General features: G+C 70.6%; 23 protein-coding genes. 11 read left to right on the forward strand and 12 right to left on the reverse strand.

Annotated elements, in window-relative coordinates; all coding sequences use genetic code 11:
• Positions 1-693, forward strand: a 693-nt coding sequence (locus ACFQV6_RS41525) for a PucR family transcriptional regulator (protein ID WP_378033230.1), incomplete at its 5' end; no start/stop codon positions are given.
• Between the two features lie 7 nt (positions 694-700).
• Here the strand turns inward: ACFQV6_RS41525 and ACFQV6_RS41530 are convergent.
• Complete coding sequence (locus ACFQV6_RS41530; protein WP_378033231.1) at positions 701-928, reverse strand: DUF6069 family protein; 228 nt, start codon at positions 926-928, stop codon at positions 701-703.
• Between the two features lie 203 nt (positions 929-1,131).
• Between ACFQV6_RS41530 and ACFQV6_RS41535 the strand changes: the two genes are divergently transcribed.
• Positions 1,132-1,656: a DUF3455 domain-containing protein gene (locus ACFQV6_RS41535; RefSeq protein WP_378033267.1), complete on the forward strand. Its 525-nt coding sequence runs from the start codon at positions 1,132-1,134 to the stop codon at positions 1,654-1,656.
• Positions 1,657-1,742: 86 nt separating this feature from the next.
• Here the strand turns inward: ACFQV6_RS41535 and ACFQV6_RS41540 are convergent, their stop codons facing one another.
• From ACFQV6_RS41540 to ACFQV6_RS41550, 3 genes are all read right to left on the reverse strand, one after another.
• On the reverse strand, positions 1,743-2,045 hold the full coding sequence (locus tag ACFQV6_RS41540) for an STAS domain-containing protein (RefSeq protein WP_378033232.1): 303 nt from the start codon (positions 2,043-2,045) through the stop codon (positions 1,743-1,745).
• 133 nt (positions 2,046-2,178) lie between these two features.
• Positions 2,179-2,502 (reverse strand): hypothetical protein, encoded by a 324-nt coding sequence (locus tag ACFQV6_RS41545; protein ID WP_378033233.1) that lies wholly within the window; start codon positions 2,500-2,502, stop codon positions 2,179-2,181.
• Positions 2,499-2,768 (reverse strand): hypothetical protein, encoded by a 270-nt coding sequence (locus ACFQV6_RS41550; RefSeq protein WP_378033234.1) that lies wholly within the window; start codon positions 2,766-2,768, stop codon positions 2,499-2,501. The genes ACFQV6_RS41545 and ACFQV6_RS41550 overlap by 4 nt, the downstream gene beginning before the upstream one ends.
• A 125-nt stretch (positions 2,769-2,893) precedes the next feature.
• Here ACFQV6_RS41550 and ACFQV6_RS41555 point away from each other — a divergent pair, with 125 nt between their 5' ends.
• Entirely contained in the window at positions 2,894-3,502 is a 609-nt protein-coding gene (locus ACFQV6_RS41555) for an RICIN domain-containing protein (protein ID WP_378033235.1), read from the forward strand.
• Between the two features lie 13 nt (positions 3,503-3,515).
• On the opposite strand, the gene asnB is transcribed toward ACFQV6_RS41555, so the two are convergent.
• Positions 3,516-5,417 (reverse strand): asparagine synthase (glutamine-hydrolyzing), encoded by a 1,902-nt coding sequence (gene asnB / locus ACFQV6_RS41560; protein ID WP_378033236.1) that lies wholly within the window; start codon positions 5,415-5,417, stop codon positions 3,516-3,518.
• A 158-nt stretch (positions 5,418-5,575) separates the two neighbouring features.
• On the opposite strand from asnB, the gene ACFQV6_RS41565 reads away from it, so the two are divergent.
• The 3 genes from ACFQV6_RS41565 to ACFQV6_RS41575 all read left to right on the forward strand — a co-directional run bounded on the left by ACFQV6_RS41565 (position 5,576) and on the right by ACFQV6_RS41575 (position 8,573).
• Positions 5,576-6,265 (forward strand): response regulator transcription factor, encoded by a 690-nt coding sequence (locus tag ACFQV6_RS41565; protein ID WP_378033237.1) that lies wholly within the window; start codon positions 5,576-5,578, stop codon positions 6,263-6,265.
• The gene (locus ACFQV6_RS41570) at positions 6,262-8,133 is read left to right on the forward strand and encodes a sensor histidine kinase (protein ID WP_378033238.1); all 1,872 of its coding nucleotides are present in this window, start codon (positions 6,262-6,264) and stop codon (positions 8,131-8,133) included. Before ACFQV6_RS41565 ends, ACFQV6_RS41570 begins: the two co-directional genes overlap by 4 nt.
• 125 nt (positions 8,134-8,258) lie before the next feature.
• Complete coding sequence (locus tag ACFQV6_RS41575; protein WP_378033239.1) at positions 8,259-8,573, forward strand: hypothetical protein; 315 nt, start codon at positions 8,259-8,261, stop codon at positions 8,571-8,573.
• 9 nt (positions 8,574-8,582) lie between these two features.
• Here ACFQV6_RS41575 and ACFQV6_RS41580 read toward each other — a convergent pair whose 3' ends face one another.
• Both ACFQV6_RS41580 and ACFQV6_RS41585 read right to left on the reverse strand, forming a co-directional pair.
• Positions 8,583-12,716, reverse strand: coding sequence for a tetratricopeptide repeat protein (locus ACFQV6_RS41580; RefSeq protein WP_378033240.1), 4,134 nt, complete (start codon positions 12,714-12,716; stop codon positions 8,583-8,585).
• A 111-nt stretch (positions 12,717-12,827) separates the two neighbouring features.
• Positions 12,828-13,718, reverse strand: coding sequence for a LysR family transcriptional regulator (locus tag ACFQV6_RS41585; RefSeq protein ID WP_378033241.1), 891 nt, complete (start codon positions 13,716-13,718; stop codon positions 12,828-12,830).
• A 76-nt stretch (positions 13,719-13,794) separates the two neighbouring features.
• Between ACFQV6_RS41585 and ACFQV6_RS41590 the strand changes: the two genes are divergently transcribed.
• The gene (locus ACFQV6_RS41590) at positions 13,795-15,090 is read left to right on the forward strand and encodes an aspartate aminotransferase family protein (protein WP_378033242.1); all 1,296 of its coding nucleotides are present in this window, start codon (positions 13,795-13,797) and stop codon (positions 15,088-15,090) included.
• Positions 15,091-15,094: 4 nt separating this feature from the next.
• Here the strand turns inward: ACFQV6_RS41590 and ACFQV6_RS41595 are convergent, their stop codons facing one another.
• From ACFQV6_RS41595 to ACFQV6_RS41615, 5 genes are all read right to left on the reverse strand, one after another.
• Positions 15,095-15,607 (reverse strand): hypothetical protein, encoded by a 513-nt coding sequence (locus ACFQV6_RS41595; RefSeq protein WP_378033243.1) that lies wholly within the window; start codon positions 15,605-15,607, stop codon positions 15,095-15,097.
• A gap of 42 nt (positions 15,608-15,649) precedes the next feature.
• On the reverse strand, positions 15,650-16,927 hold the full coding sequence (locus ACFQV6_RS41600) for a vanadium-dependent haloperoxidase (RefSeq protein ID WP_378033244.1): 1,278 nt from the start codon (positions 16,925-16,927) through the stop codon (positions 15,650-15,652).
• Between the two features lie 338 nt (positions 16,928-17,265).
• The gene (locus ACFQV6_RS41605; protein ID WP_378033245.1) at positions 17,266-17,904 is read right to left on the reverse strand and encodes a uridine kinase; all 639 of its coding nucleotides are present in this window, start codon (positions 17,902-17,904) and stop codon (positions 17,266-17,268) included.
• A 5-nt stretch (positions 17,905-17,909) separates the two neighbouring features.
• Entirely contained in the window at positions 17,910-20,408 is a 2,499-nt protein-coding gene (locus ACFQV6_RS41610) for a DEAD/DEAH box helicase (RefSeq protein ID WP_378033246.1), read from the reverse strand.
• A gap of 240 nt (positions 20,409-20,648) precedes the next feature.
• Positions 20,649-21,419, reverse strand: a complete 771-nt coding sequence (locus ACFQV6_RS41615) for an IclR family transcriptional regulator (RefSeq protein WP_378033247.1) — start codon at positions 21,417-21,419, stop codon at positions 20,649-20,651.
• 218 nt (positions 21,420-21,637) lie between these two features.
• On the opposite strand from ACFQV6_RS41615, the gene ACFQV6_RS41620 reads away from it, so the two are divergent.
• From ACFQV6_RS41620 to ACFQV6_RS41635, 4 genes are read left to right on the forward strand one after another with little or no spacing between them, the layout of a single operon-like run.
• Positions 21,638-22,777: an ABC transporter substrate-binding protein gene (locus tag ACFQV6_RS41620; RefSeq protein WP_378033248.1), complete on the forward strand. Its 1,140-nt coding sequence runs from the start codon at positions 21,638-21,640 to the stop codon at positions 22,775-22,777.
• Between the two features lie 54 nt (positions 22,778-22,831).
• The gene (locus ACFQV6_RS41625) at positions 22,832-23,701 is read left to right on the forward strand and encodes a branched-chain amino acid ABC transporter permease (RefSeq protein WP_378033249.1); all 870 of its coding nucleotides are present in this window, start codon (positions 22,832-22,834) and stop codon (positions 23,699-23,701) included.
• Positions 23,698-25,506, forward strand: coding sequence for an ATP-binding cassette domain-containing protein (locus ACFQV6_RS41630; protein WP_378033250.1), 1,809 nt, complete (start codon positions 23,698-23,700; stop codon positions 25,504-25,506). The genes ACFQV6_RS41625 and ACFQV6_RS41630 overlap by 4 nt, the downstream gene beginning before the upstream one ends.
• Positions 25,503-26,216 (forward strand): ABC transporter ATP-binding protein, encoded by a 714-nt coding sequence (locus ACFQV6_RS41635; protein ID WP_378033251.1) that lies wholly within the window; start codon positions 25,503-25,505, stop codon positions 26,214-26,216. Before ACFQV6_RS41630 ends, ACFQV6_RS41635 begins: the two co-directional genes overlap by 4 nt.
• The last annotated feature ends 168 nt before the right edge of the window (positions 26,217-26,384 follow it).

Consider the following 26,384-nt stretch of genomic DNA (forward strand, 5'->3'; position numbering starts at 1 on the left):
GCCGTGCCGAGCAGGCGGTTGCCGGACGCCGACGCGGCCATCAGCGCCCTGGAAGCGGTGATGTTCGACCGGCTCGGCGACCGCGATGTCCTCGTCGCCACCAAGGACGGCCTGCTGGTGGTCATCGCGCCGGCGGAGATCCCGGCGGGTGGCCGGCCGCCGTCCGCGACGGGCGCGAGCAACGATCTGGGCCGGCTCATGCACCAGGAGCTGAGCCGGCTGCCCCGCGGACGGCCGTGGCGGGTCGCCGTCGGCCGTGCCCACCCCGGTCTGTACGGCATCGCGCGCTCCTACGAGGAGGCCCGCGAGGCTCTCACCATGGCCGACCGGCTGCACGCGGACAGCCCCGTCGTCAGCGCACAGGACCTGCTCATCTACCGGGTTCTGCTGCGTGACCAGCCGGCCATCGTCGATCTGGTCCAGGCCGTGCTGACGCCGCTGACCCAGGCTCGTGGCGGTGCCGCGCCGCTGCTCGACACCCTGGAGGCCTACTTCGCCACGGGCACGGTGGCCACCGAGTCGGCCAAGCGGCTGCACGTGTCGGTGCGCACCGTCACCTACCGGCTGGCCCGGGTCAAGTCGCTCACCGGATACGACCCGGCCGACCCCGCTCACCGTTTCACCCTGCAGGCGGCGGTGCTCGGCGCCAAGGTGCTCAACTGGCCGGCGGAGCCGCTGCCCATCCCGGGTTGATCAGCGGTCAGACCTTCTGCTTCACACTCCGGTCTCCGCCCAGGACCCGGGCGCGGATGGCGAGGACCGCGACGACGACTGTCGGGGCCAGTGTCAGATGGCACCGGGCCAGCGGGTCCACCTCGGCCGGCTCGCCCGCCGAGGTGAACCGGAAGCTGCCGCCCGCCGCGCGGCCGACGGCGTACACCGCCAGGTTGAGCGCCACGGCGGCGACCACGCTGATCCCGTTGGTCAATGCACAGTCCGGGTGCAGGGGTGACTGGGCCGATCATCGGCTCCACGATGGACGAACGGTCATATCCTTGTTGATCTTAATCGATCGATGGCTGCCGTCCGTGTTCGACGTGTGGTGGGGCGATGCTCACGCCCCGTACCCGAGGAGAAGAACGCATGCTTTCCACGACTCGTTCGCGGATCCGCGCGGTGGCGGCAGTGGGGATGGCCGCCGTGACGGTATCTGTCGCAGCCGTGACCTACCAGGCGTCGGCGGCGGAGGTGGCCGCGCCGGCGGCGGTCGGCCCGGAATCCCGCGCCGTCGCCATTCCGGGAATCCCCGCGGCGATCAAACCGCCGAATGGCTCGAAGCCCATCGGTGCCTACGTGGTGACCTCCGGAACGCAGACCTACACCTGCACCGGCGGCGTCTACACCGGCGCATCGGTCCCGGAGGCGCAGCTCAGCGGCACCGGCGGCCGCCTGCACCACTTCGCCGGCCCGAGCTGGCAGTCCAAGCGCGACGGCTCGCTCGTCACCGCCGCGAAGGTGGCCGAGAGTCCCCGCGCGGGCACCATCGCGGAGCTGCTGCTGCAGGTCAAGACCAGCACGGGCAAGGGCGTGCTGAGCCGGGCGACCTACATCAGCCGTCTGCTGACCTCGGGTGGCACCGCGCCGGGGGGCGCGTGCACCGACGGCAGCACCACGGCGGTCCCGTACGGCGCGGTCTACGTGTTCTGGACCAACTGACGGACCCTCTGAGGGACCGGCTGACGGACCAGCGCATGCACCACTGAAGGATCCACCGGCACGTCTGAGGGTGATCGCCAGCACCCTCAGGCGCCGGGGAGCACGTCACCCAGGCCGAGCACGTCACCCAGGCCGAGGAGAGCGACGAGGCCGGTCAGGTCCGGGCCCGCGCCGGTGATGACGAGCCGGCTGCCGAGCCGCCGGGCGGTCAGGGCAAGCCGGGTGAGCAGTTCGACGGTCACCATGTCCGGCCGGGTCACGGCGGTGACGTCACAGACGGCCACGACGCCGCTGTTGCCAGTGGTGCTGAGAAGGACGGCGAGGTCGGCGCAGAGCAGCGGAATGTCGGCGCGCGTGATGGCCGCGCCGACCGCGAGGGTGGCCGTCATGCACAGTAGGACCACCCGAAGCCCCGAAACTAATCGGCCGGCCGGGGAGATCAGGCGCCGAGGCCCGGCCGGGGAGATCAGGCGCCGAGGCCCGGCCGGGGAGATCAGGCGCCGAGGCCCGGCTGGGATGCGATCAGGCGGCGTGGCCCGTCTGGGCGGCGTGGGCGATCGCCCGCCGCAGGACCGCGACCGACACCGTGACGTCGCCGGCCATCTCGGTCAGGCCCAGCTCGATCCACTCGCGGACCAGTTGTGAATACGGAACGCCGGACTGCTCGGCGGCGGCACGCACCCGCTGGGCGAGCGCGGGCGGAACCCGGACACCCAGCGGCACCATCGGCTCGGCCTCCGGGGCGGGCGGCAGCAGGGCCGGCGCCGACGTGTCGTAGCGGACGTCACCGGCGGCGAAGGCGATGGCCGCCGCGGCCAATTGATTGTCGCTGTACTGCTGGGTCATGACCGCTCCCATGCTTCGAACCGCGCCAACTCTGCCGGGGTCATCGTGCGGGCGCCGATGATCTGCTGGTGGTACCCGCTGAGCAGCCGGACCGCGACGACAAGCGGGCGGCCGGTCTCGGTGCGCCCGCTGATCGTCAGGAAGTGCACTCCGGCGCTCTCGGCCGCCAGCGGCAGCCGCCGTTTCGCGGACAACACCTGAGTCACCTCCGACGTCTCGACGTCCCGGAGCGCGGCCAGCGCCTCGGTCAACCACTCGTACCCCACCCTGCCAGCGTATGACGTTCGTCAGACATCGTCGAGCGGCGGCCGACAGTGGATCGAGAGCGGATCCACAGCGATGGTCGTCAAGATCGCCTGACGCAACGATGTTGCGCGATGAAGGGGGACCCTTGCACCGATTCTTCACCCGCTGTCTCACAGCGGCGTTGATCCTGGTCACGGCGGCTCTCGTCCCGGTGGCACCGGCCGCCGCCGACGACGACGTCTCGATCATGATGGTTCGTCAGGCTGCTCCGATGTTCAACAAGAAGTCCGGCCAGGTGATGGCCATCCTGGGCGCCTCCAAGGACCACGGTGCCGCCGCCGTGCAGTTCGACTACACCGACGTCGACGTGTCGCCGAGCAACGACGTGATGATCGAGGAGATCGACGGCATCTACGTACGGCTCAAGCCGTGGCACACCTACACGTGGGAGACGCCGCTGAACCCGCACAACGACATGTGTCTCGCGGTGAAGGGCGCCTCGATGAAGAAGGGTGACCCGATCGTGCAGGCCAGGTGCACCTACGACTCGACCGACAACGATGTGTGGATCCGCACGCAGTTCGGGACATCCAGCTACTACCAGTACATGAACAAGGCGAGCACCTGGTGCCTCGTGGTGCAGTTCGCGTCGACCGAGCTGCGTCAGCCGCTGATCCAGCACGACTGCAACGGCACCGACAACGGCCGGTGGGCCCGGATGAAGGCCTTCGGGATCCCGGAGCTGCCCTTCTAGAGGAGCTGCCCTTCTAGAGCAGCTGCGGCACCGCGGCCGGTGCGGGCACGACGATCGAGCGCTCGACGTTGATGGCGTGCCAGAGGCAGAACATCGCTACGGTCCAGACCTTGCGGGACCGGTCGGCCTCGCCGCGGCGGTGTTCGGCCAGGAGGCCGCGGGCGTAGTTCAGGTCGATCAGGTGCCCTGCTTGCGAGCCCGCGAGCAGGGCGTCGACCCAGTCGCCGATCGGGCCGCGCAGCCACAGCCGGGTCGGGGTGGGGAAGCCGAGCTTGCGGTTGGAGCGTACGGACTCGGGGACGATGCCGCGCATGGCCTCGCGCAGGGCGTGTTTGGTGGTCTGCGTGCCGGAGGGCAGCTTGAGCTCGGTGGGCAGCCCGGCCGCGGCGGCGTAGACCTGCTGGTCGAGGAAGGGCACGCGCAGTTCCAGGCTGTGGGCCATCGACATCCGGTCGGCCTTGGCGAGGATGTCGCCGGGCAGCCAGGTGTGCAGGTCCACGTACTGCATGGAGGCGACGTCGTCGACGTCGGCGGTCTCGGCGTACAGATGCCCGGTTATATCGGTGTGCGGTTGCGCGGTGTAGCGCATCAGCCGGGCCTTCTCGTCGGCGGTGAAGATCCGGGCGTTGCCGTAGTAGCGCTGCTCGATCGGGGTGGTGCCGCGTTCCAGGAACGAGCGGCCCTTGACGCCCTCGGGCAGGACCTCGGCGAGGTGGCGCAGGCCGCGTTTGACGCCGACGGGTAGCCGGCCGACGCCGGCGAGGGAGTGCGGTTCGCGGTAGATGCGGTAGCCGCCGAACAGTTCGTCGGAACCCTCGCCGGACAGCACGACGGTGACGTGGCGGGCGGCGGTGCGGGACAGGAAGTAGAGCGGGATCAGCGAGGGGTCGGCGATCGGGTCGTCGAGGAGCTGGACGATCCGGGGCAGCGCGGCCAGGACGTCCTCATCCGTGACGACGGTGGGGGTCAGGCGTACGCCCAACTGGTCCGCCGTGTCCTGAGCGACCTCGATCTCGGAGTATCCCTGCGCGGCGAACCCGGCCGTGAAGGCGTGGATGTCCGGCCGTTCCCGGGCGGCGAGCGCGACGATCGCCGACGAGTCGACCCCGCTGGACAGGAACGTGCCGACCGGCACGTCGGCGTGCAGGTGGCGGCGCACGCTGGCGGTCAGGGCGTCCTGGATCGCCTGGTAGGCGGCTTCCGGCTGAACGTGCAGCGGCCGCAGCGACGGGCGGAACCAGCGGTACTCGCGGACCCCGCCGCCGGGCGTCCAGACGAGCCGGTGGCCCGGTGCCAGGCGGCGCACGTGCCGGTGCAGGGTGAGCGGCTCGGGCACGTACTGGAAGGTCAGATAGTGGGCGAGCGCGTCGGTGTCGAGGGCGCCGCCGGCGCTCGCGGCGAACGGGACGAGGGCCTTGCGCTCGCTGGCGAGGAACAGCCCGTCGGCGGTCTCCAGCAGGTAGAGCGGCTTGATGCCGAACGCGTCGCGGGCGGCGTGCAGGGTGCCGGTGCGGTGGTCGAACGCCACGAACGCGAACATGCCCCGCATCCGGGGCAGGGCCGCCTCGCCCCAGTAGTGGAACGCCGCGGCCAGGACCTCGGAGTCGCCCTCGGTGGTGAAGACCGCGTTGTGCTCGCGGATCAGGTCGGCCCGCAGCTCCCGGTAGTTGTAGATCTCGCCGTTGAAGACGACGGTCCACCGGTCGGCGTACCGGATAGGTTGCACCGAATGCTCGCGGTCGATGATCGCCAGGCGGTTGAAGCCGAACGCGTACCCGTCGCCGTACTCGATCTGGGTGTCGTCGGGGCCGCGGTGCCGCATGGTCTCCAGCGCGGCGGCGAAGGCCGCCGCCGTGTCGGCGTCGGGCGGACCGGCGTCGGGCCGGCTACTGACGAAAGCACTCAGACCACACATCGAAAAGCCTCCAGTACTGAGCGAGGGGAGGCTGACCGTAGAGCGCCGGTTGTGAAGAACCTGTGGGGTTCCGGCAGGGATCCCGGCGCCCACCGGAACCCGGACGGTTCTTCACCGGAACCTGACATTTCTTGGTGGGGTGGACACGCTGGGCGAGAATGCGAATCGTGACCGCCCGTATTCTGGTAGCCGACGACGATCCCAAGCATGCCCAGCTGATCCGCCTGTACCTGGAGCGGGAAGGCCATCAGGTGCTGACCGTCGGTGACGGGCGGGCGGCACTGGAGCAGGCCCGCTCGCGCAAGCCGGACCTGGTCGTGCTCGATGTGATGATGCCGCTCGTCGACGGGCTGGACGTGTGCCGGATCCTGCGCGCGGAGTCGGACGTGGCGATCGTGATGGTGACGGCCCGGTCGGCGGAGAACGACATGCTGCTGGGCCTGGACATCGGCGCCGACGACTATCTGAGCAAGCCGGTGAGCCCGCGCGAGCTGACCGCGCGGATCCGCGCGCTGCTGCGCCGCGTGCGCGGCGGTGAGACCGCCGAGGTGCTCCGGGTGGGCGAGCTGGAGGTGGATCCGGCGCGTTTCGAGGTACGGGTGGACGGCACCGCCATCAAGCTGACCGCCAAGGAGTTCGGGATCCTCGAGCTGCTCGCCCGCGATCCCGGCCGGGTGTTCACCCGCGGCCAGATCCTGGACAAGGTGTTCGGCTTCGAGAACGACGTGTCCGAGCGGACCGTCGACGCGCACGTGGTCAACCTGCGCCGCAAGGTCGAGCAGAACCCGGCCGAGCCGCGGTACGTGCAGACCGTCTACGGCCGCGGATACCGGATGGCCGAGCGGTGAGCTTCCGCCTGCGGATCTTCCTGCTGGTGCTGGTGGTCGCCGTCACGGCGATCGGCGCCACGGCGTGGCTGACGCTGAGCCTGACCTCGCGGGAGATGACCCAGGCGGATCAGGCCCGGGACCAGCACCAGGCCACCATCCTCGAGGAGATCCGCATGTTCGGCGTGCGGCAGGGCCGGTGGAGCGGCATCGACAAGGTGGTGGCGGAGCAGTCCGAGCGCACCGGCCTGCACATCCGGGTGGTGACCCGTGACGACGAGGTGCTGACCGACTCGGACGCGATGGCCGGCCGGAGTGTCGGCCCGGTGCAGATGGTGCCCGCCGGCGTGGCCCCGGTGCCGCGGCTCGACCCGTCGATCGTGCGCTGGGCGGAGCAGCAGGCGGACGTCATCGAGGTGAAGAGGAGGAGTGCCCAGGCCAGACTGGGGCGTGACCCGGCCGCCGCGTTGCGGGTGAAGATGCGCCCGTTCGATGAGGGAACACTGGCGGCGCCGGAGCTGCCGGCGAACCTGTTCGGGCCGATTCCGGCGGCGGGTGCGTTCACCGATCCGGTGGCGCGGGCGCTGTTCCAGATCGCGCAGTACCGGGCCGCCCTGGTGGCATCGCGGTGCATCGCCGAGACCGAGCCGGTCGAGCCGATGATGGGGCTCGACGTTCCGCCGTACCTCACCGGGCAGCAGCTGGCCTCGGATCGGTGCGTGCGCAACGCGGTGGTCAAGGTGCGCGGCGACGGCTACTGGCTGGACCTGACGTTCACCGAGCTGTCCGGCTGCATGCTGCCCGCCGCGCCGGAGCCGTTCCCCAGCTGTCTGAGCGGTGCGTTCTCGGAGACGGCGGCGAGCACGACAGCCGTACCGGTGGAGATCTATTTCGGTGCGCAGCCCCGTTCGGAGATGGATCAGCTGAGCCGGCCGGCGGTCTTCGGTGCTGCCGCGCTGCTGGTGGTGGCCGCGCTCGGGACGGCGTGGATCGCCCGGCGGGTCAGCCGGCCGGTGCGGCTGCTCACCGGTGCGTCGCTGCAGCTGGCGGCCGGCCGGCTGGACGTGCGGGTGCCCGCCGGCGGCGAGGACGAGCTGGCCCGGCTGGCGGCGTCGTTCAACACGATGGCGGAGGCGCTGCAGCGCAGCGAGGAGCAGCAGCGGCGGCTGATCGCCGACGTCGCGCACGAGTTGCGTACGCCGCTGTCGAACCTGCGCGGCTACCTGGAGGGCCTGGCCGACGGGGTGATCGAGCCGACGCCCGAGCTGTTCGCCTCGCTGCACGAGGAGACCCTGCTCCAGCGGCGCATCCTCGACGACCTCCAGGTGCTGGCGCTGGCCGAGGCCGGTGACCTGGCCTACTCCCGGATGCCGCTGGACCTTGCCGAACTGGCCGAGACCGGTGCGACAGCGCATCGTGCGGTGGCGGCCGCGGCGGGCATCGAGCTGGTGGTGGAGGCACCGCGGCCGGTGCGGGTGGAGGCCGACCCGGACCGCATCCGGCAGGTGCTGAGCAACCTGCTGAGCAACGCGATCCGGTACACCGACGCGGGTGGGCGGGTGGAGATCCGGGTGGAGCGCGTCGCGCATTCGGCCATGTTGAGCGTACGGGACTCCGGTGTCGGGATGACCCCGGAGGAGGTGGCTCGGGTGTTCGACAGGTTCTGGCGTGCGGACCCGGCCCGTCAGCGGGCGACCGGTGGTTCGGGGCTCGGCCTGACGATCGTCCAGCGCATCGTGGGAGACCACGGCGGGACGGTCGAGGCGGTGAGCGCTCCGGGTCTGGGCACGACCTTCACCGTACGATTCCCGTCCGCACCGGCGAATTCGGCGGCAACACTATCGGGTGTCCTGTCGAGCCGGGCCCGCCGTGAGATAAAGGGCAAGTAATCGGCGTCCCCGGTTGATGTGGGTGCGGCTGGCACCCGGGCCTCGACCCCTACTTCCGCGAGGTCAACGTCGGGCCCGGCCTGAACGCGGCCCCGAACGTCAACGACTGGTTCGAGCCGAACGCGATGCCGGGCGGGTTCGCCGGCGCGTCCAGCCGGGTGGTCGCGGAGGCGAAGTTCACGCCGGAGGTGCTGGCGAAGGTCTTCGGGCCGAACGGGTGCACGGCTGAGGGGTCGGGGCCCTTCACCATGGACCGGCTGAAGATGACCGGGCGGTGGGGGACGTGGGTGTGCGGTTACGGTGCGCGCTGGCGGTACACCTACGTGTGGCCGGCTGACCATCGGTACCTGGTCGCCCTGCAGATCAAGATGGTGCGGGCCGAGGACGAGGCCGTCTGGGAGCACATGCTGTCGTCACTCACCCTCCACGGACACTGGTGACGTCTTCCGTCAGTCCGGGGAGGGCTGGGCGTCGGCGAGACGGCGCGCCGCGGTGGCCGCGCCGGACTTGCCGGCGCTCTCGAGCTTGTCGGCCAGCCGCCGCAGGTCGCCGCCGCCGTCCCAGTCGGGGTGCACCTGGGACACCATGACATGGCCCTGCACCGCGAGCCGCCACCAGGCGGCGCTCTGCTCCGGCATGGTCAGATCGGCATAACGGTCGCCCACCAGTTCGCTGAGGGCCGGTTGGCTCCGCCGCATGGTGGGTGACATGCGCTGTGCCAGAGTGAGGATGGCGTCGAGGGCCTTCTCCGGATTCCCGGCGTTCCGGTACAGCTCGGACTGCAGTTTGACGGTTTCGATCCAGCCCGAGATGAGGGTGACCGGAGCGTCGTCGGCCAGAAGCATCATCAGATCCGTTGCCTCGGTGACCGCGTCGAGTGCGGGCTCCGCCAGGCCCATCACCGCCCGGACCCGGCCGAGAGCGACAAGGGCCGCCGCCAGCGTCTCCCGGGCCCATCGGTTGTCCGGCTCGGGTGTCCGCCGTGCGGCCTGGACGGCTTCGACGGCGACCCGCAACGAGTCGGGCCGCCGTTCAGCGGCCAGATAGCAGCTGCTGAGTACCACCAGCGCGTTGGCGAATGTCTTGCGGTGCCCGACCGGATCGGTTTTGACCAGCCGTCGGTAGACGGTCACCGCTTCCTCGGCCGCCTCGATCGCCTCGACTGTCCGGTCCAACTGCAGGTAGCACCCGCTCAGGTTGGTGAGACAGTCCGCCACGGCTGCGTGATCCGGGTTGCCGGCCGCGTCGGCCAGGCGATACAGGCGGAGGGCCTCCTCGGTCGGGCCGACCCCGTCGGCCCAACGGGTGGTGCGCAGCCAGCAGGAACCGAGGCTGTGCTGTACCGCGGCGAGCCGCCGGAGACAGCGGCGCTCGCCCGCGGCGAGAAGAGCCTCATAGATCGACACCGCTTCGCCGAGCACCGGGGCGGCCTCCTCCGGGTTGCCCAGCCGCGACCAGCTGTTGCCGAGCAGGTGCAGGCACACGGCAAGTTCGGCGCGGGTGTCCTCCGGCCCGGTGGTCCCCAGCCGCCGCAGTGTCGTAATCGCCTTGCTGAAGTGCTCGATCGCCGTTCGCGGCTCACCCAACTCCAGCAGGATCTCGCCGACCCGCGTCTGTGCCGTGACGTAGGTGTGCGCGTCACTGCCACTCGAGCCGGCGGCCGCCTCGAGCAACGACACGGACTCCCGGCCGGCCTCGAGTGCCTGCCTCGGCTGTTTGGCGTCGAGCAACAACAGCGTCAGCAACATCAGGCCCTGTGCCAAGTCGTCCGGGGGGTGGTTCCGGTCGTCGTCAGTGATCTGCCGGTGCACAGCGATCGCCTGGCGATACGACTGAATGGCCTGCGGGCGGCACCCGGCCAGCGTCTGGGCGGTGGCCAGCGCCGTCAGGGCGCGGGCGAGCAGCTTGCGGTGCACCGACGTCCCCCGGGCCGCCAGTTCGGTGCTGAGCCGGACAGCCTCCTCGGCAGCCGCCAGGCTGCCGCGCCGCCGTACCCTGCTCGTCAGGATCAGCGCGTCGATCAGGTCCGGGGCATACCGATGGGGGTTCGTGGCCATCAGGGACCGCACCAGCGTCAGCGCTCGATCGGCCACCCGGGCGGCTGAGCGTTCGTCGTCCAGCCGCAGGTGGCAGTGGGCCAGATTGTGGAGACATCCGGCCAGCTCGTCGCCGTCCCCGCCCGGTGCCGCGCCGAGAAGCTCGGCGGCCTCGGTGAGCGCCGTCAGCGCCTCGGCGTACCTCTGCATCGCGAAGTAGCAGCCACCGAGATTGTTGACAGCGGCGCCGAGCCTCCGGCGGTCGGTGACCGCCGCCGACCTGCGGATCGAGACCGCTTCCTCGGCCGCGAGCACCGCTGCGGGAAGCTGTTTCGACCGGGCCAGACACGCACCGAGGTTTCCCAGTCCGGTCGCCAGGCTCGGTGCCAGGCCGGGCTCGCGGGCGGCCAGGTCACGCAGGATGGCGACCGCCTGCTCGGATTCGCGCACCGCCTGCTCACTCTCGCCCGTGACGGAGAGGCTGGTGGACAACTTGAGCAGAGCCTGCGCGAACGCGAGACGAAACGCCGGGTTGTCCGGCTCGCCCGAGGTCCGCGTCAGCGCGCGGTAGCCACGGACGACCAGGTCGCTGAGGGTGACCCCGAGGGCGCCGAGCGTCGGATGCGAGTCGTCGACCTCGTCCAGCGCGGCGGCCGCGGCCCTCGCCAGCCTGGGCAAGCCCTCACGATGGGCTGTGCACAGCACGACCGCGGCGTTGAGGGCGCCGATGAGCTGGTGGTCGTCGAGATCCAGAGCGGCACCGACCATCCGGGTGAGGCCGGCGGCGAGGATCTGGACGAGCGCCGTGCGGCACGCGGCATGATGCTCGGCCGCGAGCCGCACCGTGTTCAGCAGGTGTGCCTGCCGGTCGGCGTCGAGGCCGGCCCGGTCGAGCACCACCTGGGCGATCTCGCCCAGATCGGGGAACCCGGCGAGGAAGGCGGACGCGACGAGGTCGGGGCCGATGCTTTCGAGCCGTCCGTCGCCGGCGAACACCCCGTCCAGCCACGCGGCGACGGCTTCCAGGCGTTCGTTGCCGGCATCGGCGAACGCGTCGAGCAGGCGCAGCAGCTCACGTGACCGCTCCCTGTCCGGGGCTGCCAGAAGGGCGATCAGGACGGCGCGTTCCGGCAGGCGGGTGAGTCTCGGCGTCACCCCGCCCGGGAAACCGCGGTACCAACTGTCTTTCTCACGCTTCAGCAGCACCGTCAGCAGCTGCGCCTGCAACTGGCCGGGCATCGCGTCGCCGACCGCCTCGCCGCGGACCGCGAGCAGGGCGGCGACCTGGACCAGCAGGACGTTGTCGTACTCGTCGGAGTCGACGCCGACCGGATCGGGAACCGGACGTCCGAGCCGCTGGGCGAACGCTGTAGCCGCCGCGGTGACGTGGGCCGAGCGCTCCGCGGGGCTGAAGGCATGGCTCTCCAGCTCCAGAACGAGCGCGTCACCTCGCCGGGTGCCGGCGATCACGGCCGGGTGGACCCAGTCCCACCAGGATCCGGCGTGCCGGGCGAGGAGCAGCAGGCGTACGGGGTCGCCGCCGGGCCGCTCCGACAGTCTGACGATCAGGTCCTGGAGGGCGTCGAGGTCCTGGTGCTCGGCGTAGTCGACGACCAGCAGGGTGCGTGCGCGCAGCCGATCGACGGCGACGCCGCGCGGGTCGTCCACTCGCCCGACGTCCCACTGATCGCGCCGCAGGCGCTCGCACAGCTCGATGGCCAGCCGTGTTTTCCCGGTGCCGCCGGCCCCGACGACGAGTGCCACGTCCAGCGGGTCGGCGCCCGAGGCCCAGTCGAGCAGTGCGGCGTCCGGCGCGGCCCGCTCGACATAGGGCACGATCCCGAACTTCGGCATCAGCAGATGGATGTCGGTCATCGTGGACGGTGGCAGCTGCGACATCGGCCGCAGGAACTCGTGCTCGGGCAGCACGGTGATCGTGCCCGGCCCAGCATCGAGCAGCTCCCGGAAGGCCGGCTCGCGGAGCAGGTAGGCGACCGGCACTGCCTCCAGGCGCGACGGTTCGAACGACGCCGGGTCCTCGATGAGCACACCGAGCAGGTACCGCCCGTCCTCGGTGAGCACCGCGGCGCCCGACATTCCGGCCCACAGCGAGGTGCGGGAATCCGGTTCCTTGGGCAGGGCGCTCGTCACGTTGATGCCGTACCGGGCGCTGCGCCGGCCGGTGCCCGGCATGATGAAGCCGGAGATGCTCTCCTCGACACACAGGCCGCCGGGCGAGATCTGCGCGTCCGGGTAACCGGTTGCCACACAGCGCACCGCACGGATGCCGGACAGCTCACCCCAGAGCGCCGGCGGTTCGGCGGTGTCCCACAACGGGGCCGGGAGCCGGATCAGGGCGGCGTCCAGGGTGTCGTGGCGCCAGACGACAGTGGCGGTCACGCTATCCGTGCCCCGGTCATGCGGCGTGACCTCGACCTCGGTGTCCTCGCCCACCACGTGCGCGGCGGTCAGGACGAGGTCGCTCGCCACCGCGTAACCCGAGCCGCGGTCGGCGGGGCGCCGTACCTCGACGACGCGAGAGAACATGATCGGCCCTCCGATGTGTACCGACACATCCTTGGGCCTGCGAGTGGTGCGCGGAAGTCCCCGATGAGTTTCGGTGTCAGAACCGTCCGGCGATGTCACCCGGACGAGTGGTCATGGTGTGCGGGTGCGCAGGGCGGTCAGGACCGCGGTGATCTCGGGGCGCGGGGTGGGTGAGCGGCGGGCGGCGGCGGTGATGCGGCGGGTGATGGGCGGGGTGAGGGTACGGGTGGCGACGCGGTAGCGGGGGTCGATGGCCAGGCGGGGGAGCAGTGCGATTGAGCGGCCGCCCTCCACGTGCTGCAGGGCGATCATGTAGTTGTTGAAGCGGCAGATCACCGCGGGTTCGAAGCCTGCCTCGCGGCAGAGGCGGGTGGCCAGCTCGGACATGTAGGAACCCGTGACGTCGAAGGTCCAGCGCTGGTCGGCGCAGGACTCCAGGGTGACCGATTCGTCGGCCGCCAGGGGGTGGCCGGGCGGCAGGACGAGCACGATTTCGTCGGAGGCGATCGGGACCAGGTCGATGGCCGGGTCGAGTTCGGCGCCGGTGAAGTCGGTGGTGGTGATGATGACGTCCACGTCGCCGTGGCGCAGGGCGGGCATGCTGTCGTGCGGCTCCAGCTCCAGCAGGACCACGGTGACGTCGGGATGGCGTACCGAAAGGCGTTTGATCGCGGGCTCGGCCAGCGCGTGCAGCGCGCTCTGGAAGGCAGCGAGGGTGACCGTGCCGGCGGGCTCGTCGGTCAGGCCGCGCAACTCCGCCTCGGCCGCGTCCATCGCGGCCAGGATCTCCCGGGCCCGGCCCGCCAGCAGGACGCCGGCGGCGGTGAGCCGGACCCGGCGGCCGGTGCGTTCGAGCAGGGCGGTGGCGGTCTCCCGCTCCAGGGTGGCCAGTTGCTGCGACACAGCGGACGGGCTGAGGTTGCCGCGGGCGGCGACGGCCCGGACGGTGCCATAGGTGGCCAGGTCGGCGAGAAGCCGCAGCCGCCACGGGTTGAGCGTCATCTGTGCAGTTTTGCTTAACAGGCGCGGTGCCAATGTGAGATGGACGTGATGCTCGGAGAGTTTCTACCGTCGGGGTATGACTTTCTGGTCCGACGCTGAGCGTCACCTGGTCCGCTACTCCGGCGCCGGCGGTTTCGTGCCGGAGATCATCGAGCGTGCCGAGGGCAGTTTCGTGCACACCGCCGGCGGGCGCCGGATCCTGGACTTCACGTCCGGGCAGATGAGCTGCATCCTCGGCCACTCCCACCCGGCGGTCGTCGCCACCGTCCAGCGGCAGGCCGCCACCCTCGACCACCTGTTCAGCGGCATGCTCAGCCGGCCCGTCGTCGACCTGGCCCGGCGGCTCGCCGAGGCGCTGCCCGAGCCGCTGAGCAAGGTGCTGCTGCTGACCACCGGCGCCGAGTCGAACGAGGCGGCCATCCGGATGGCGAAGCTGGTCACCGGAGGGCACGAGATCGTCTCGTTCGCCCGGTCGTGGCACGGCATGACCCAGGCGGCGGCGAGCGCCACCTACAGCACAGGGCGCAAAGGGTACGGTCCCGCGGCGCCCGGCAACTTCGCGATACCCACGCCGAACGCGTACCGGCCGGACTTCACCACCGCCGACGGTGAACTGGACTGGCGGCGGCAGCTGGACTACGCGTTCGAGATGTACGACGCGCAGTCCGTCGGCAGCCTGGCCGCCTGCATCGTCGAGCCGATCCTCAGCTCCGGCGGCGTGATCGACCTGCCACCGGGCTACCTGGCGGCGCTGCGCGACAAGTGTCACGAACGCGGTGGGCTGCTCATCCTCGACGAAGCGCAGACAGGCTTGTGCCGTACCGGAGACTGGTTCGCCTTTGATCGTGACGGTGTCGTCCCCGACATCCTGACGCTCTCCAAGACCCTCGGCGCGGGCCTCCCGCTGGCGGCGGTGGTGACCAGCGCGGAGATCGAACAGACCGCCCACGAGCGCGGCTATCTCTTCTTCACCACCCACGTCTCCGACCCGCTGGTGGCGGCGGTCGGCAACACGGTGCTCGATGTGCTGTACGCGGACAAGCTCGATCAGCGTGCGCGGGAGCTGGGGGCGCACCTGCGCGACGGGCTGCTGGAGCTGGCCGAACGGCATCCCGTGATCGGGGACGTCCGCGGCCGAGGGCTGCTGGTGGGTCTGGAGCTGGTCCTCGACCGGGAGACCAAACGGCCGGCGGATGAGCTGGGGTCTGCGGTCACGCGGCGGTGCCTGGAGCTCGGGCTGCACGTGAACGTGGTGCAGCTGCCGGGGATGGGCGGGGTGTTCCGGATCGCGCCACCACTGACGTCGACGCCGGAGGAGATCGACCTCGGACTGGAGATCCTGGACCAGGCGATCAGCGACACGGCGGCGTGAACGATCAGCGGACAGCGCGCCGGCGGCGTGCTCGGGCCGCCCACAGGGCCGCCGCGAAGGCCGCGGTGGCGATCGCCGCGGAGGTTGCCGCGGTGAGGGCGAACCAGGTGGTGGCGAACCCGTCGTACCAGGAGGCGACGTGGTCGTCGACCATCGACCAGGCGTCCGGGTCGCCGCCCCAGTTCGCCGTCACCGGGTCGAACACGAACTCGAACCAGGCCAGGCCCAGGGCGAGGACCGCGGTGACGCCGGCGCGCACGAAGGTGCCGGGGCGCATGGTGTGCAGTTGCCTGGCGGTCGGCATGAGGACCGCGATCAGCAGCAGGTTGAAGAACGCGAAGAAGCCGGCGATCGTACGGCCGGGCCCGTCGTAGTTGGAGATGAAATACCGGCCGTCGGCGTCACCCGGCGCAACCGCGGCATAGGCGGCGGTCGTGGTGTCGGCCACGCCGGCCCACCACAGCAGCGGGCCGGCCAGAACCATCAACGCCAGGAGCATCCATCGACCGACGGCCATCGCCGGAGTCTACGGAGCGGAACGGGCCCGCGGGGGGCACGGTCAGCGCGGGCAGGTCCCGAAGTGGGTCGGCCCGGTGAGGCGCAGCAGCCTCGTGGCGAGCACCTCGCCCGCCACCGAACGGCCGGCCTCGAGTCCCGCCTGGTTGCTGAACTCGAAATGCTGGCCGCCGAAAATGCGCGACCGGCCGGCCTCGGCGGCGGCCGCCGAGAAGCCGGGATAGGTACGCGGTGTGCCGCCCGGCGCCGAGTCGGTGGTGAGGGCGAACGGGATCGCGTCGGAGCAGAAGAACCCCTGCAGGGCCGCGGCGCCCGCACCGCTGTACGAGCTGTGCCCGGAGACGTACTCGGGTGTGCCGCCGACGCTGCCGGCGCGGGCTGACCAGGCCGGGTCGGGAGCCGTCCACGGGTTGCCGTCCGTGTCGGCCTCCCGGATCGCGGTGGTCGGGCGCCAGTGCCGGTACGCGTACTTGGCCGACACCGTCGTCACCGTGATGTCGGCGAGTGCCATCGTCAGCAGGGCGGTCATCCGGGCCTGCTCGCCGAGCGGCAGGTGCCGGCCGCCGGCGACGGTCAGCGCGACCTTCAGCCACTCGCCGGGCGGCTGGTCGGATCCGGCGGGCAGCGACCAGTACTGGTAGGTGGCGAGCAGGTCGGGTGCCGGGACGGCGGCGTTACCGAGCACCGCGACCTCGGCGAAGGCGCCCGCGTACCGGGCCGAGTCGAGGGCGGGCGGCGGTCCCGGAACGTAGCGGGCGGGATCGGTGACGGCGAACGGCCGGACGTTGCGGTACTGCGTTCCGGACCAGGCGGCGCGGAACACGCCCGGGCCGGAGCCGGCGGGCTGCGTCTCGACGGGTGTGGAGCCGTCGTCGGTGCGCGCGGTGACCACCCGCTCGCCGACACCGCGGCCCCAGGCGGCTCCGCTGGCGACCTTGCGGCTGTCACCGAGCCGGGCCAGGTCGGCGGCGAGCGTGGCGTCGTAGCCGGCGGCCCGGGCCGCGTCCAGCCGCACCAGAACGGCGTGTGCCGCCGCGGCCGCTGCCGCCTGCTCGTCGGCGTCGCGGGGACCCCGGTCCGGTACGAGCGCCGGCGCCCGGGATCGGCCGATGCCGTTGACGGCGTCGTAGATCGCGACGTTGACCATGGCGTAGAGGCGGGCGGCGTCCGCGTCGGTGGACCGGTTCGCGCGGACCGCGTCCAGGGCGAGCGCGTTCCAGCTCCGCACCGCTTCGATGTCGACCCGGCCTGATCCCGCGGTTGCGGGAACGCCGAGCCCGTTGACGGCAAGGCTGAGCACGACGGCGAAGAACAGCTTCATCGCTGTACCGTGCTCCCACCCGGCCCCCCACAGTGCCTCTCTGTAGGAAATCGGACCCGCCCTCGCCGGTCCGGTCGGCCCGAGCACTGTTTTCAGGGCCGTGTGGCACCGCTGAGGCCCAGCCGGTCGGGCCGGCTGGGCGTGAGCGTTGGTTTCGGGGCCGCGAGGCACCGCTGAGAGCCAGCTGGTTCGGTCAGCTGGTCGTGAGCGGTGCTTTTGGGGCCGCGAGGCACCGCTGAGAGCCAGCTGGTTCGGTCGGCTGGTCGTGAGCGGTGCTTTTGGGGCCGCGAGGCACCGCTGACGGCCAGCCGGGCGGGGTTGGCCCGGGACTGGAGGGGTTAAGGGCGGTGGGCTACGACCAGCTCGGTGGCTGGGTCGTGGGGGATGTGGGCGGGGCCGGCGACGATCAGCGTGGCGCGTGACCACGGCTGTTCGCGGAGGAGGAACGGTAGTTCCTCACGGAGCCAGTTCGCCACGTGTTCCCGCTGCTCGGCGGAGTCGCCGTCGCGGGCGGTGAGCAGGCGTTCCTGCGCGTCCAGATCGCCCTGCATCCAGACCGAGGCGTCCAGCCACGGGGCCAGCTCCTCGCGGATCACGCCGGTGCCCTCGACCCAGACGACGCTCGCGCCGGCGGGAATGGTGATCGAGCCGGGCCGGTTGTGGGCGATCCAGGCGGCGGGGCGGAAGTCCACCGCGGCACCGCGGTGCAGGGGTTGCAGAATGTGCTCGGCGAGGAGGCCGCCCCAGTCGAAGTAGGCGTGGTTCCACGCGACGTCGTCGGTGTGCACGACGGCGGAGCCGGGCACCGCCGCGCGTAGCCGCTCGGCCAGGGTGGTCTTACCGGCCCCACCCCGCCCGTCGATCGCGATCACCCGAGGGCGCCCGGTTACGGCAGCCGAGAGCAGCTGCCGCACAACCTCGGGCACGGTTGTCACCCGCCAGCCGACGGCCTCAACCTCGCCGGGATGCAACCGCATCGGGATCAGTGCGGGCCGACGTCGGTCACCGTGATGGCGGCGGTTCCGGCCTCGTCGGATGCCGCCAGATCCACCGTCGCCTCGATGCCCCAGTCGTGGTCGCCGTCCGGGTCCTCGAAGACCTGGCGTACGAGCCACACCGCGGGCCCCTGCTCGATGTGCAGGAACGCCGGCCCCCGCGCCGCGGGCCCGGTGCCCAGGGTGCCGTACTCCTCGAAGTATTCCTGGATCGCCTTCTGCCAGCGTTCGGACGTCCAGCCGTGCTCGGCGTCCATCTCGCCGAGCAGGTCCCAGCGGCGCAGAGCGGCCAGCTCGACCCGGCGGAACATGGCGTTGCGGACCAGGACGCGGAAGGCACGGGTGTTGCGGGTGACTGCCGGCGGCTTGTCGTCGATGCGGACCTCTTCGACCTCGGCGCCGGGGTTCTGCAGGCGGGCCCACTCGTCGAGGAGGCTGGAGTCGACCTGGCGGACCAGCTCGCCGAGCCATTCGATCAGGTCGGTGAGTTCCTCGGTGCGGGCGTCCTCGGGGACGGTCTGCCGCAGGGCCCGGTAGGCGTCGGCGAGGTAGCGCAGCACCAGGCCCTCGGAGCGGGACAGGCCGTAGAAGGAGATGTACTCGGTGAAGGTCATGGCCCGCTCGTACATGTCGCGGACCACGGACTTCGGCTTCAGTTCGTAGTCGGCGACCCACGGGTGCCCGCCACGGTAGGTCTCGTAGGCGGCCTCGAGCAGCTCTTTCAGCGGCATCGGCCAGGTGACGTCTTCGAGGAGTTGCATCCGCTCCTCGTACTCGATGCCCTCGGACTTCATCGCGTTGACCGCCTCGCCGCGCGCTTTCTGGCGCTGCGCCGAGACCACCTGGCGCGGGTCCTCGAGGGTCGACTCGATCACCGAGACGACGTCCAGGGGGTATTCCGGCGATTCCTTGTCGAGCAGTTCCAGGCTGGCCAGAGCAAAGGGGGACAGGGCCTGATTCAGCGCGAAATCGAGCTGGAGATCCTCGACGAGACGGTAGGTCGGCAGGCCGTCGGCATTGGTGACCCGCTCGATGACCCCGCCGGCGATCAGGGCCCGGGCGATCGCGATCGCACGGCGGATATGGCGGCGTTGTGCGGGCCGCTCCTCGTGGTTCTCCGTGAGCAGGTGCTTCATCGCGACGAAGGGGTCACCGCCGCGGTTCATGACGTTGAGCAGCATCGCGTGCGACACCTGGAACGACGACGTCAGCGGCTCCGGCTCGGCGTCCACCAGGCGGTCGAACGTGGGCCGGCCCCAGCCGATCGAACCCTCCGGGGGCTTCTTGCGGACGACCTTGCGGCGCTTCTTCGGGTCGTCTCCGGCTTTGGCCAGCGCCCGCTCGTTGTCGATCACATGCTCGGGCGCCTGCACCAGAACGGTGCCGATGGTGTCGAACCCGGCGCGCCCCGCCCGTCCGGCGATCTGGTGGAACTCGCGGGCCTTGAGCAGGCGCGTCTTCACGCCGTCGTACTTCGACAGTCCGGTGAACAGCACGGTGCGGATCGGCACGTTGATGCCGACACCGAGCGTGTCGGTGCCGCAGATGACCTTCAGGAGGCCGGCCTGGGCGAGGGTCTCCACCAGGCGGCGGTACTTCGGGAGCATCCCGGCGTGGTGCACGCCGATGCCGTGACGGACGAGCCGGGACAGCGTACGCCCGAAGCCCGCGGTGAAGCGGAAGTTACCGATCGCCGTGGCGATGGCGTCCTTCTCCGCCCGCGTGCTCATGTTGATGCTCATCAGCGACTGCGCCCGTTCCAGGGCCGCGGCCTGGGTGAAGTGCACGATGTAGACCGGGGCCTGCTTGGTCTTCAGCAGCTCCTCGATCGTCTCGTGCATGGGCGTCATCGCGTACTCGAAGATCAGCGGAACGGGCCGATCCACGCTGCTGACCACCGCTGTCGCGCGCCCGGTGCGCCGGCTGAGGTCGTCGACGAAGCGGGTCGTGTCACCGAGGGTCGCCGACATCAGGATGAACTGGGCCTGCGGCAGCTCGATCAGCGGCACCTGCCACGCCCAGCCGCGGTCCGGCTCGGCGTAGAAGTGGAACTCGTCCATCACCACCTGGCCGACGTCGGCGTCGGTGCCCTCGCGCAGTGCCAGGTTCGCCAGGATCTCCGCGGTGCAGCAGATGATCGGGGCGTCCGCGTTGACGCTGGCGTCACCGGTGAGCATGCCGACGTTCTGCGCGCCGAAGGTCGCGCACAGGGCGAAGAACTTCTCGCTGACCAGTGCCTTGATCGGCGCGGTGTAGAAGGTGGTGCGGTTCGACGCCAGCGCGGCGAAGTGCGCACCGGTCGCGACCAGGCTCTTCCCCGAGCCGGTCGGGGTGTTCAGGATGACGTTGGCGCCGGTCGCGATCTCGATGAGCGCCTCCTCCTGGTGCGAGTACAGGGTCAGGCCCTGCTCCGTCACCCAGGTCTGGAAGGCATCGAAGACAGCATCGGGTTCGGCGTTACCGGGCAGGCGATCGGTCAGCGTCATGATCCTGCAAGTCTGTCAGCTCGCCACGAACACCGCGTACAGGGGACCGGCAAGTCCACCGGCCAGCCCGAGGACGCCCGCCACGACAGCCAGTGTTGCTCCGATGCGAGCGCGCACAGCCCGTACCCCCATGTCTTGATCTTGTTGGGGAGAATCTTCCGGACAGCGGTTGCGGCGACGGTGGGTGCAGGGTTGCCGTTGGGTTGCGGCCGTCGCTGATGCACCGACCGTGACCGGCGGTCAGCCGGCCCTGCCGAACGGGTGGTCGAAACCGCGCTCGGACATCTGCTGCGCCATCTGCCGCAGGTCGGCGGCGAACTCGGCCACCCGCTCCGGGGTGAAGCGGATCGACGGGCCGCTCAGCGCCAGGGCGGCGACCACCCCTCCGGAGCGGCCGAGAACCGGTGCGGCGACGGCGGACAGCCCGTCCTCGCGTTCACCGTGGCTTTCGCCGTACCCCTTGCGGGTGGCCTCGTCGATCCACTGCCGCATGACCGTCGCGTGGTCCGGGCCGTGCGGGGAGTCCTTGGCGATGCGGTCGAGCAGGTTCGGCCCGGCGTCGCGCAGCAGCACCTTCGACGAGGCGCCGGCCCACATCGGCAGTTCGTCGCCGACACGGACCACGTGCCGCAGGGGCTGCGGGCTCTCCTGCTGGGCCACGCACACCCGGTAGATGTCGCGCGAGACGTAGAGGTTGACGGTCTCGCGCTGGGTCGCGGCCAGCTCCCGCATGCCGCGCTGGGTCTCCGGCGGCAGCTCCCAGCTGCGCCGAGCCAGGTGCGCCCACCGCCACAGGCCCGGACCGGCCATGTATCCGCCGGTGGTGGCCCAGAGCAGACCGTTCTGCTCGAGTGTCGAGACCAGACGCAGCACCGTGGTCTTGGCGAGGCCGGTGGATTCGACGATCTGGCGCACCGTGACGATCGGCCGGTCGTCGGTCAGCAGGCCGAGGATGCCCAGCGCGCGCTGGACACTGCGCACTCCCTGCTGATCGGTGGTTTCCGACTCCAAGGTTCCCACTCTCCTCGTGTCCCGGTGCGCACGGCCTGCCGACCATCGTGCCTGTCGCGCCGTGATGTGCGTGCGCCGGGGACCGGATTCGCAGATCCGTAACGGACTCCATCGAGCCCCTTGCCAGAACGGAAGGAGACTCGTACGTTACAGCAGTCCGCTACATGGTCCACATGGTCCGGCTAGTGGGCGCCCCCGACGATTGAGGTGAGACGCTCATGCTTCGACACCGCGCCACCGCCATAACTCTTCTCGCCCTGTTCGCCGCCGGTTGCAGCGCGCCGGGCTCCGACAACGAGTCGTCCGGCGACAACTCCGGGCCCGTCAAGATCGCTGTGGTCGACGCCCAGAGCGGCCAGCTCAGCTCGCTCGGCGCCTGGGAGCTCAAGGGCGCCCGGCTGGCCGTCGACGAGTGGAACGCCCAGGGTGGTGTCAACGGCCGGCAGATCCAGCTGGACGTCTTCGATGACCAGGGCGACCCGACCGTCGGCACCAACCTGGCCCGCAAGATCGACAGCGAGGGCTACATCGCCATGATCGGCACCGCGGAGAGCGCCGTGACGATCGCCATGGCGCCGATCCTCAAGCAGGCCGAGATCCCCAACATCACCTCCGGTCAGTCACCCGGCCTGGTTGCCGTCGGCAGCGAGTTCCTCTTCCTCAACGGCCCGACCAGCACGACCTACGACGAGACCCTCGCCAAGCACGTGGTGGACCAGCAGGGGATGAAGAAGATCGCGCTGATCACCAACAACGGCTCGTACGGCAAGGGTGAGCACGACGCCTTCCTCAAGGCCCTCCAGCAGCGCGGCGTCACCCCGGTGGCCGACCAGGTCGTCACCACCGATCAGAAGGACTTCAGCGCGGTGCTCACCGGCATCCGCCAGAAGAGCCCCGAGCTGATCTTCCTCGGCGCCGAGGAGGTCGAGTCCGGGCTGATCGTCAAGCAGGCACGCGACCTCGGCATCACCGCGCCCTTCGCCGGAGCGGCACCGCAGGGCACCCCGGTGTTCCTGGACACCGCGGGCGCCAAGAACGCCGAGGGCACCATCGTCAGCTCGCCCTACCTCAGCAACGACATCGACGAGGCCTCCAAGAAGTTCGCCGCCGCCTACCAGGCGAAGTTCGGTGAGGAGGCGGAGATGCACGGCGCCAAGGCGTACGACGGCGCCCAGATCCTGCTCACCGCGCTGAAGACCAGCAACGTGGCCACCGGAAAAGCCCTCGCGGACGCCATCCGCGCCACCAAGCACCAGGGCCTGCTCGGCGACTTCGCGTTCGACAAGACCGGCGTCGGCATCTTCGCGACCTCCATCGGCACCATCAAGAACGGGAAACTCGTCTCCGCCGCGAGCTGACCGGTGATCCCGGTGCCCATCCCGGGCGCCGGGATCCGCCAACCAAGGAGAACGATGCAGGTCTTTCTGCAGACAATCGTCGGCGGCGTCAGCCTCGGAGCCGTGTACGCCCTGGTGGCACTGGGCTTCTCCCTCGTCTACCGCACCATGGGCCTGGTCAACTTCGCGCACGGCAACGTGGTGACCGTGGGCGCCTATCTCGCCTCCACCTTCTACCTCTCGACCAGGCTGCCGTTCGCCCTGGCCATGGTGATCGCGATCGTCGTCACCGGCGCCATCGGCCTGGTCATCGAGCGGGTGCTGCGCCCGCTGGAGAACCGCGACTTCGACCTCATGCTGATCGGCACGATCGGGTTCGGCATCGTCCTGGACGCGCTGGTCATCATGATCTGGGGCGCCACCGGCCGGGCGGTGCCATCACCCGTGCCCTCCGCGCCGCTCGACGTCTTCGGCCTGCGCATCCGCACCTACGACCTGGTCGTGCTGGCCATCGCCGCCCTCGCCACGGTGCTGCTGGTGCTCTTCCTGTCGCGGACCAAACGCGGCGCCGCCATGCAGGCCGTCGCGATGGACCACGAGGCGGCCACCGCCGTCGGCATCCACGTCGGGCGTAGCAACGCGATCGCGTTCATGATCGGCGCGGGCCTCGCCGCCCTGGCCGGTGGCCTGGTCGGCCCGCTGCTCTACGTCAGCCCCGCGCTCGGCGGGGCGCTCGGCATCAAGGGCTTCGCCGCCGCGATCCTCGGCGGTTTCGGCAGCATCCCCGGCGCGATCGTCGGCGGGCTCGCCATCGGCATCCTCGACTCCTTCACGGCGGGGACCTTCCAGGGCTACTCCGAGCTGGTCACCTTCCTGGTCTTCACGGTGATCATCATGGTGCGCCCGACTGGCATCTTCGGCGAGCGGACGGTGAACCGGGCATGAGATATCGCATCGCAGCGATCGCGGTGATCGGTGTCGCCGCCTGGCTGCTGCCGTACGGCCTCGACTCCTACGCCATCCACGTCGTCAACGTCATCCTGATCTTCGCCGTCCTCGCCGTCGGCCTCGGCCTGTGCATGGGCGTCGGCGGACAGGTCAACCTCGCCCAGATCGCGTTCTTCGGCGTCGGTGCCTATGCCACCGCCATCCTCACCACCAGGGCCGGCCTCGGCTTCTGGGTCGCCGCCCTGCTCGCGATCGGCGTGACAGTCGCCGTCGGGCTGGTGGTCGGCACACCGGCGTTGCGGGTCCAGTCGCACTATCTCGGCATCGTCACGCTCGGCCTGGCACTGGCCTTCACCAACTGGGTCACCAACGCCCACATCAGCGGCGGCGCGGAAGGCATCTCCGCCATCCCCGTCCCCGAGCTGCCGGGCATCGACCTGTCCAACCAGTACCTCTACTACTACCTCGAACTGATCGTCTTCGCGCTCTCACTCGCGTTCGGCCTGTTCGTCGTCCGTACCGGCCTCGGCCGGCGGATGCGGGCCATGCGCGACGACGCCCTCGCCGCCGGTGCTCTCGGCGCCGAGGTACCCCAGCTGCGGATGATCGCGTTCCTGCTGGCCAGCGTCTACGGTGGACTGGGCGGTGTGCTCTACGCCGGGCTGATCCGCTACGTCGCACCGGAGTCGTTCGGCATCGCCAACATGTTCCTGCTGCTCGGCATGGTCATCATCGGCGGCCGGCAGAGCCTGATCGGCTGCGTCGTCGGCGCGGTCGGCCTGTCCCTCGTCCGCGAGCTGCTTGTCGACCACCCCACGGTCGCCCAGATCGGATACGGCGCGGTGGTCGTCCTCGTGGTGGTCTTCGCACCCACCGGCCTCGCCGGTCTGCCGGTCCGCCTCCGAGCCGCGCTCGATCAGCGCCGCGGGCGGCAGGGCTCGGCGGCCCGCTTGCGCCCCTTTCAGCCGTACGACGTCGCGCCCACACCTGCCACCGCGAGCGAGACCGTCCTGGAGGTGGCGGCGGTCAGCATGCACTTCCGCGGGCTGAAGGCCCTCGACGACGTGTCGCTGACCGTCGGCGCGGGGGAGATCCGGGGCGTCGTCGGCCCCAACGGCTCCGGCAAGACCACCCTGTTCAACGTGGTGAGCGGCCTCTACCGGCCGACCCGGGGCCGGGTGCGGTTCCGCGGCCGGGACCTGACCGGACAGGCGCCGTACCGGCTGGCTCGCGCCGGCATCTCCCGCACCTTCCAGAACCTGCGGCTCTTCGGTGACCTCACCGTCGAGGAGAACCTGCTCGTCGCCCTCGACCGCAGCGCCACCGGTCAAAGCTGGCGGTACCTGCTCCGGCCTCTCAGCGTCCTGCGCAAGGACCGCGACCTGCACCGGCGGGCTGCCTCCGTGCTCGACCGGTACGGCCTGACCGAGTTCGCCGCCCTGCCGCCCAAGTCCCTGCCCTACGGCATCCAGCGGCGCGTCGAGATCGCCCGCGCCGTGGCCGCCGCACCGGTCCTGCTGCTGCTCGACGAGCCCGCCGCCGGCCTCAACGGCGACGAGGTCCGGCAGCTCAGCGAGATCGTCCGCTCGGTCCGCGACAGCGGCATCACCGTCGTCATCATCGAACACAACATGGGCCTGGTCATGTCCCTCTGCGAACGGGTGACCGTGCTGGCCGGCGGCCGTGTCATCGCCGAGGGCACCCCGGCCGAGGTGGCCGGCACCCCCGCGGTGATCGAGGCGTATCTCGGCGATTCCATGAACACCGACGACCTCCCCTCGATCCCGGAGGCAACGCGATGACCGCGACCCTGACCGTCGAAGGGCTCACCGTCCATTACGGGGGCGTCTGTGCCGTACGCGATCTGAGCTTCTCCGTTCCTGGCGGCGACGCCGTCGGTGTGATCGGCGCGAACGGTGCCGGCAAGACCTCGACCCTGAAAGCGGTCCTGGGCCTGATCCCGCGCAAGGTCGGCACGCTGCGCTTCGGCGACACCGACCTGACCGGCGTCAACGCCCGCAACATGGTGCGGCACGGCATCGGCTACGTACCGGAGGGCCGGCACGTCTTCCCCGGCCTGCCGGTCGAGAAGAACCTGCTGCTCGGCGCCTACGCCCGCAAGTGGGACGCCTCGACCCGCACCACCCTGACCGAGGTCTACGACCTGTTCCCGGTGCTGGGGGAGATGCGCGGTCGCCTGGCCGGCGCGCTGTCCGGCGGCCAGCAGCAGATGCTGGCGATCGGCCGGGCGCTGATGTCCCAGCCCCGCCTGCTTCTGCTGGACGAGCCGTCCATGGGCCTGTCCCCGAAGCTGGTGGAGGACATCCTTGCCGTGTTGCTGCGGCTGCGCGCCGAGGGTCTGACCCTGCTCCTGGTCGAGCAGAACGCCAAACTCACCTTCGAGGCGACGAGCAGCTGCCTGGTGGTGGAGAACGGGGAGGTGGCGATGACCGGAACCTCCGCCCAGCTGCGCCACGACCCCCAGGTCCGCCGCATCTATCTCGGGCTGTGACCTCCTGCTCAGGGGGCGCCCACCCGCCTGGTACTCCACAGCCGGGGATCGTCTTCAGATCACTGAGCCTTTTTCAACGTGGCGAGGGCCTCGGCCGCCGGCGCCGGACAACGGCCCGGCAGCGTCAGGCCCGATGCCAGGTTGAAAATTGCTCACTGTGGAGGCGGT

This window comes from Actinoplanes sp. GCM10030250 (assembly GCF_042666575.1).
Taxonomy (GTDB): Bacteria; Actinomycetota; Actinomycetes; order Mycobacteriales; family Micromonosporaceae; genus Actinoplanes.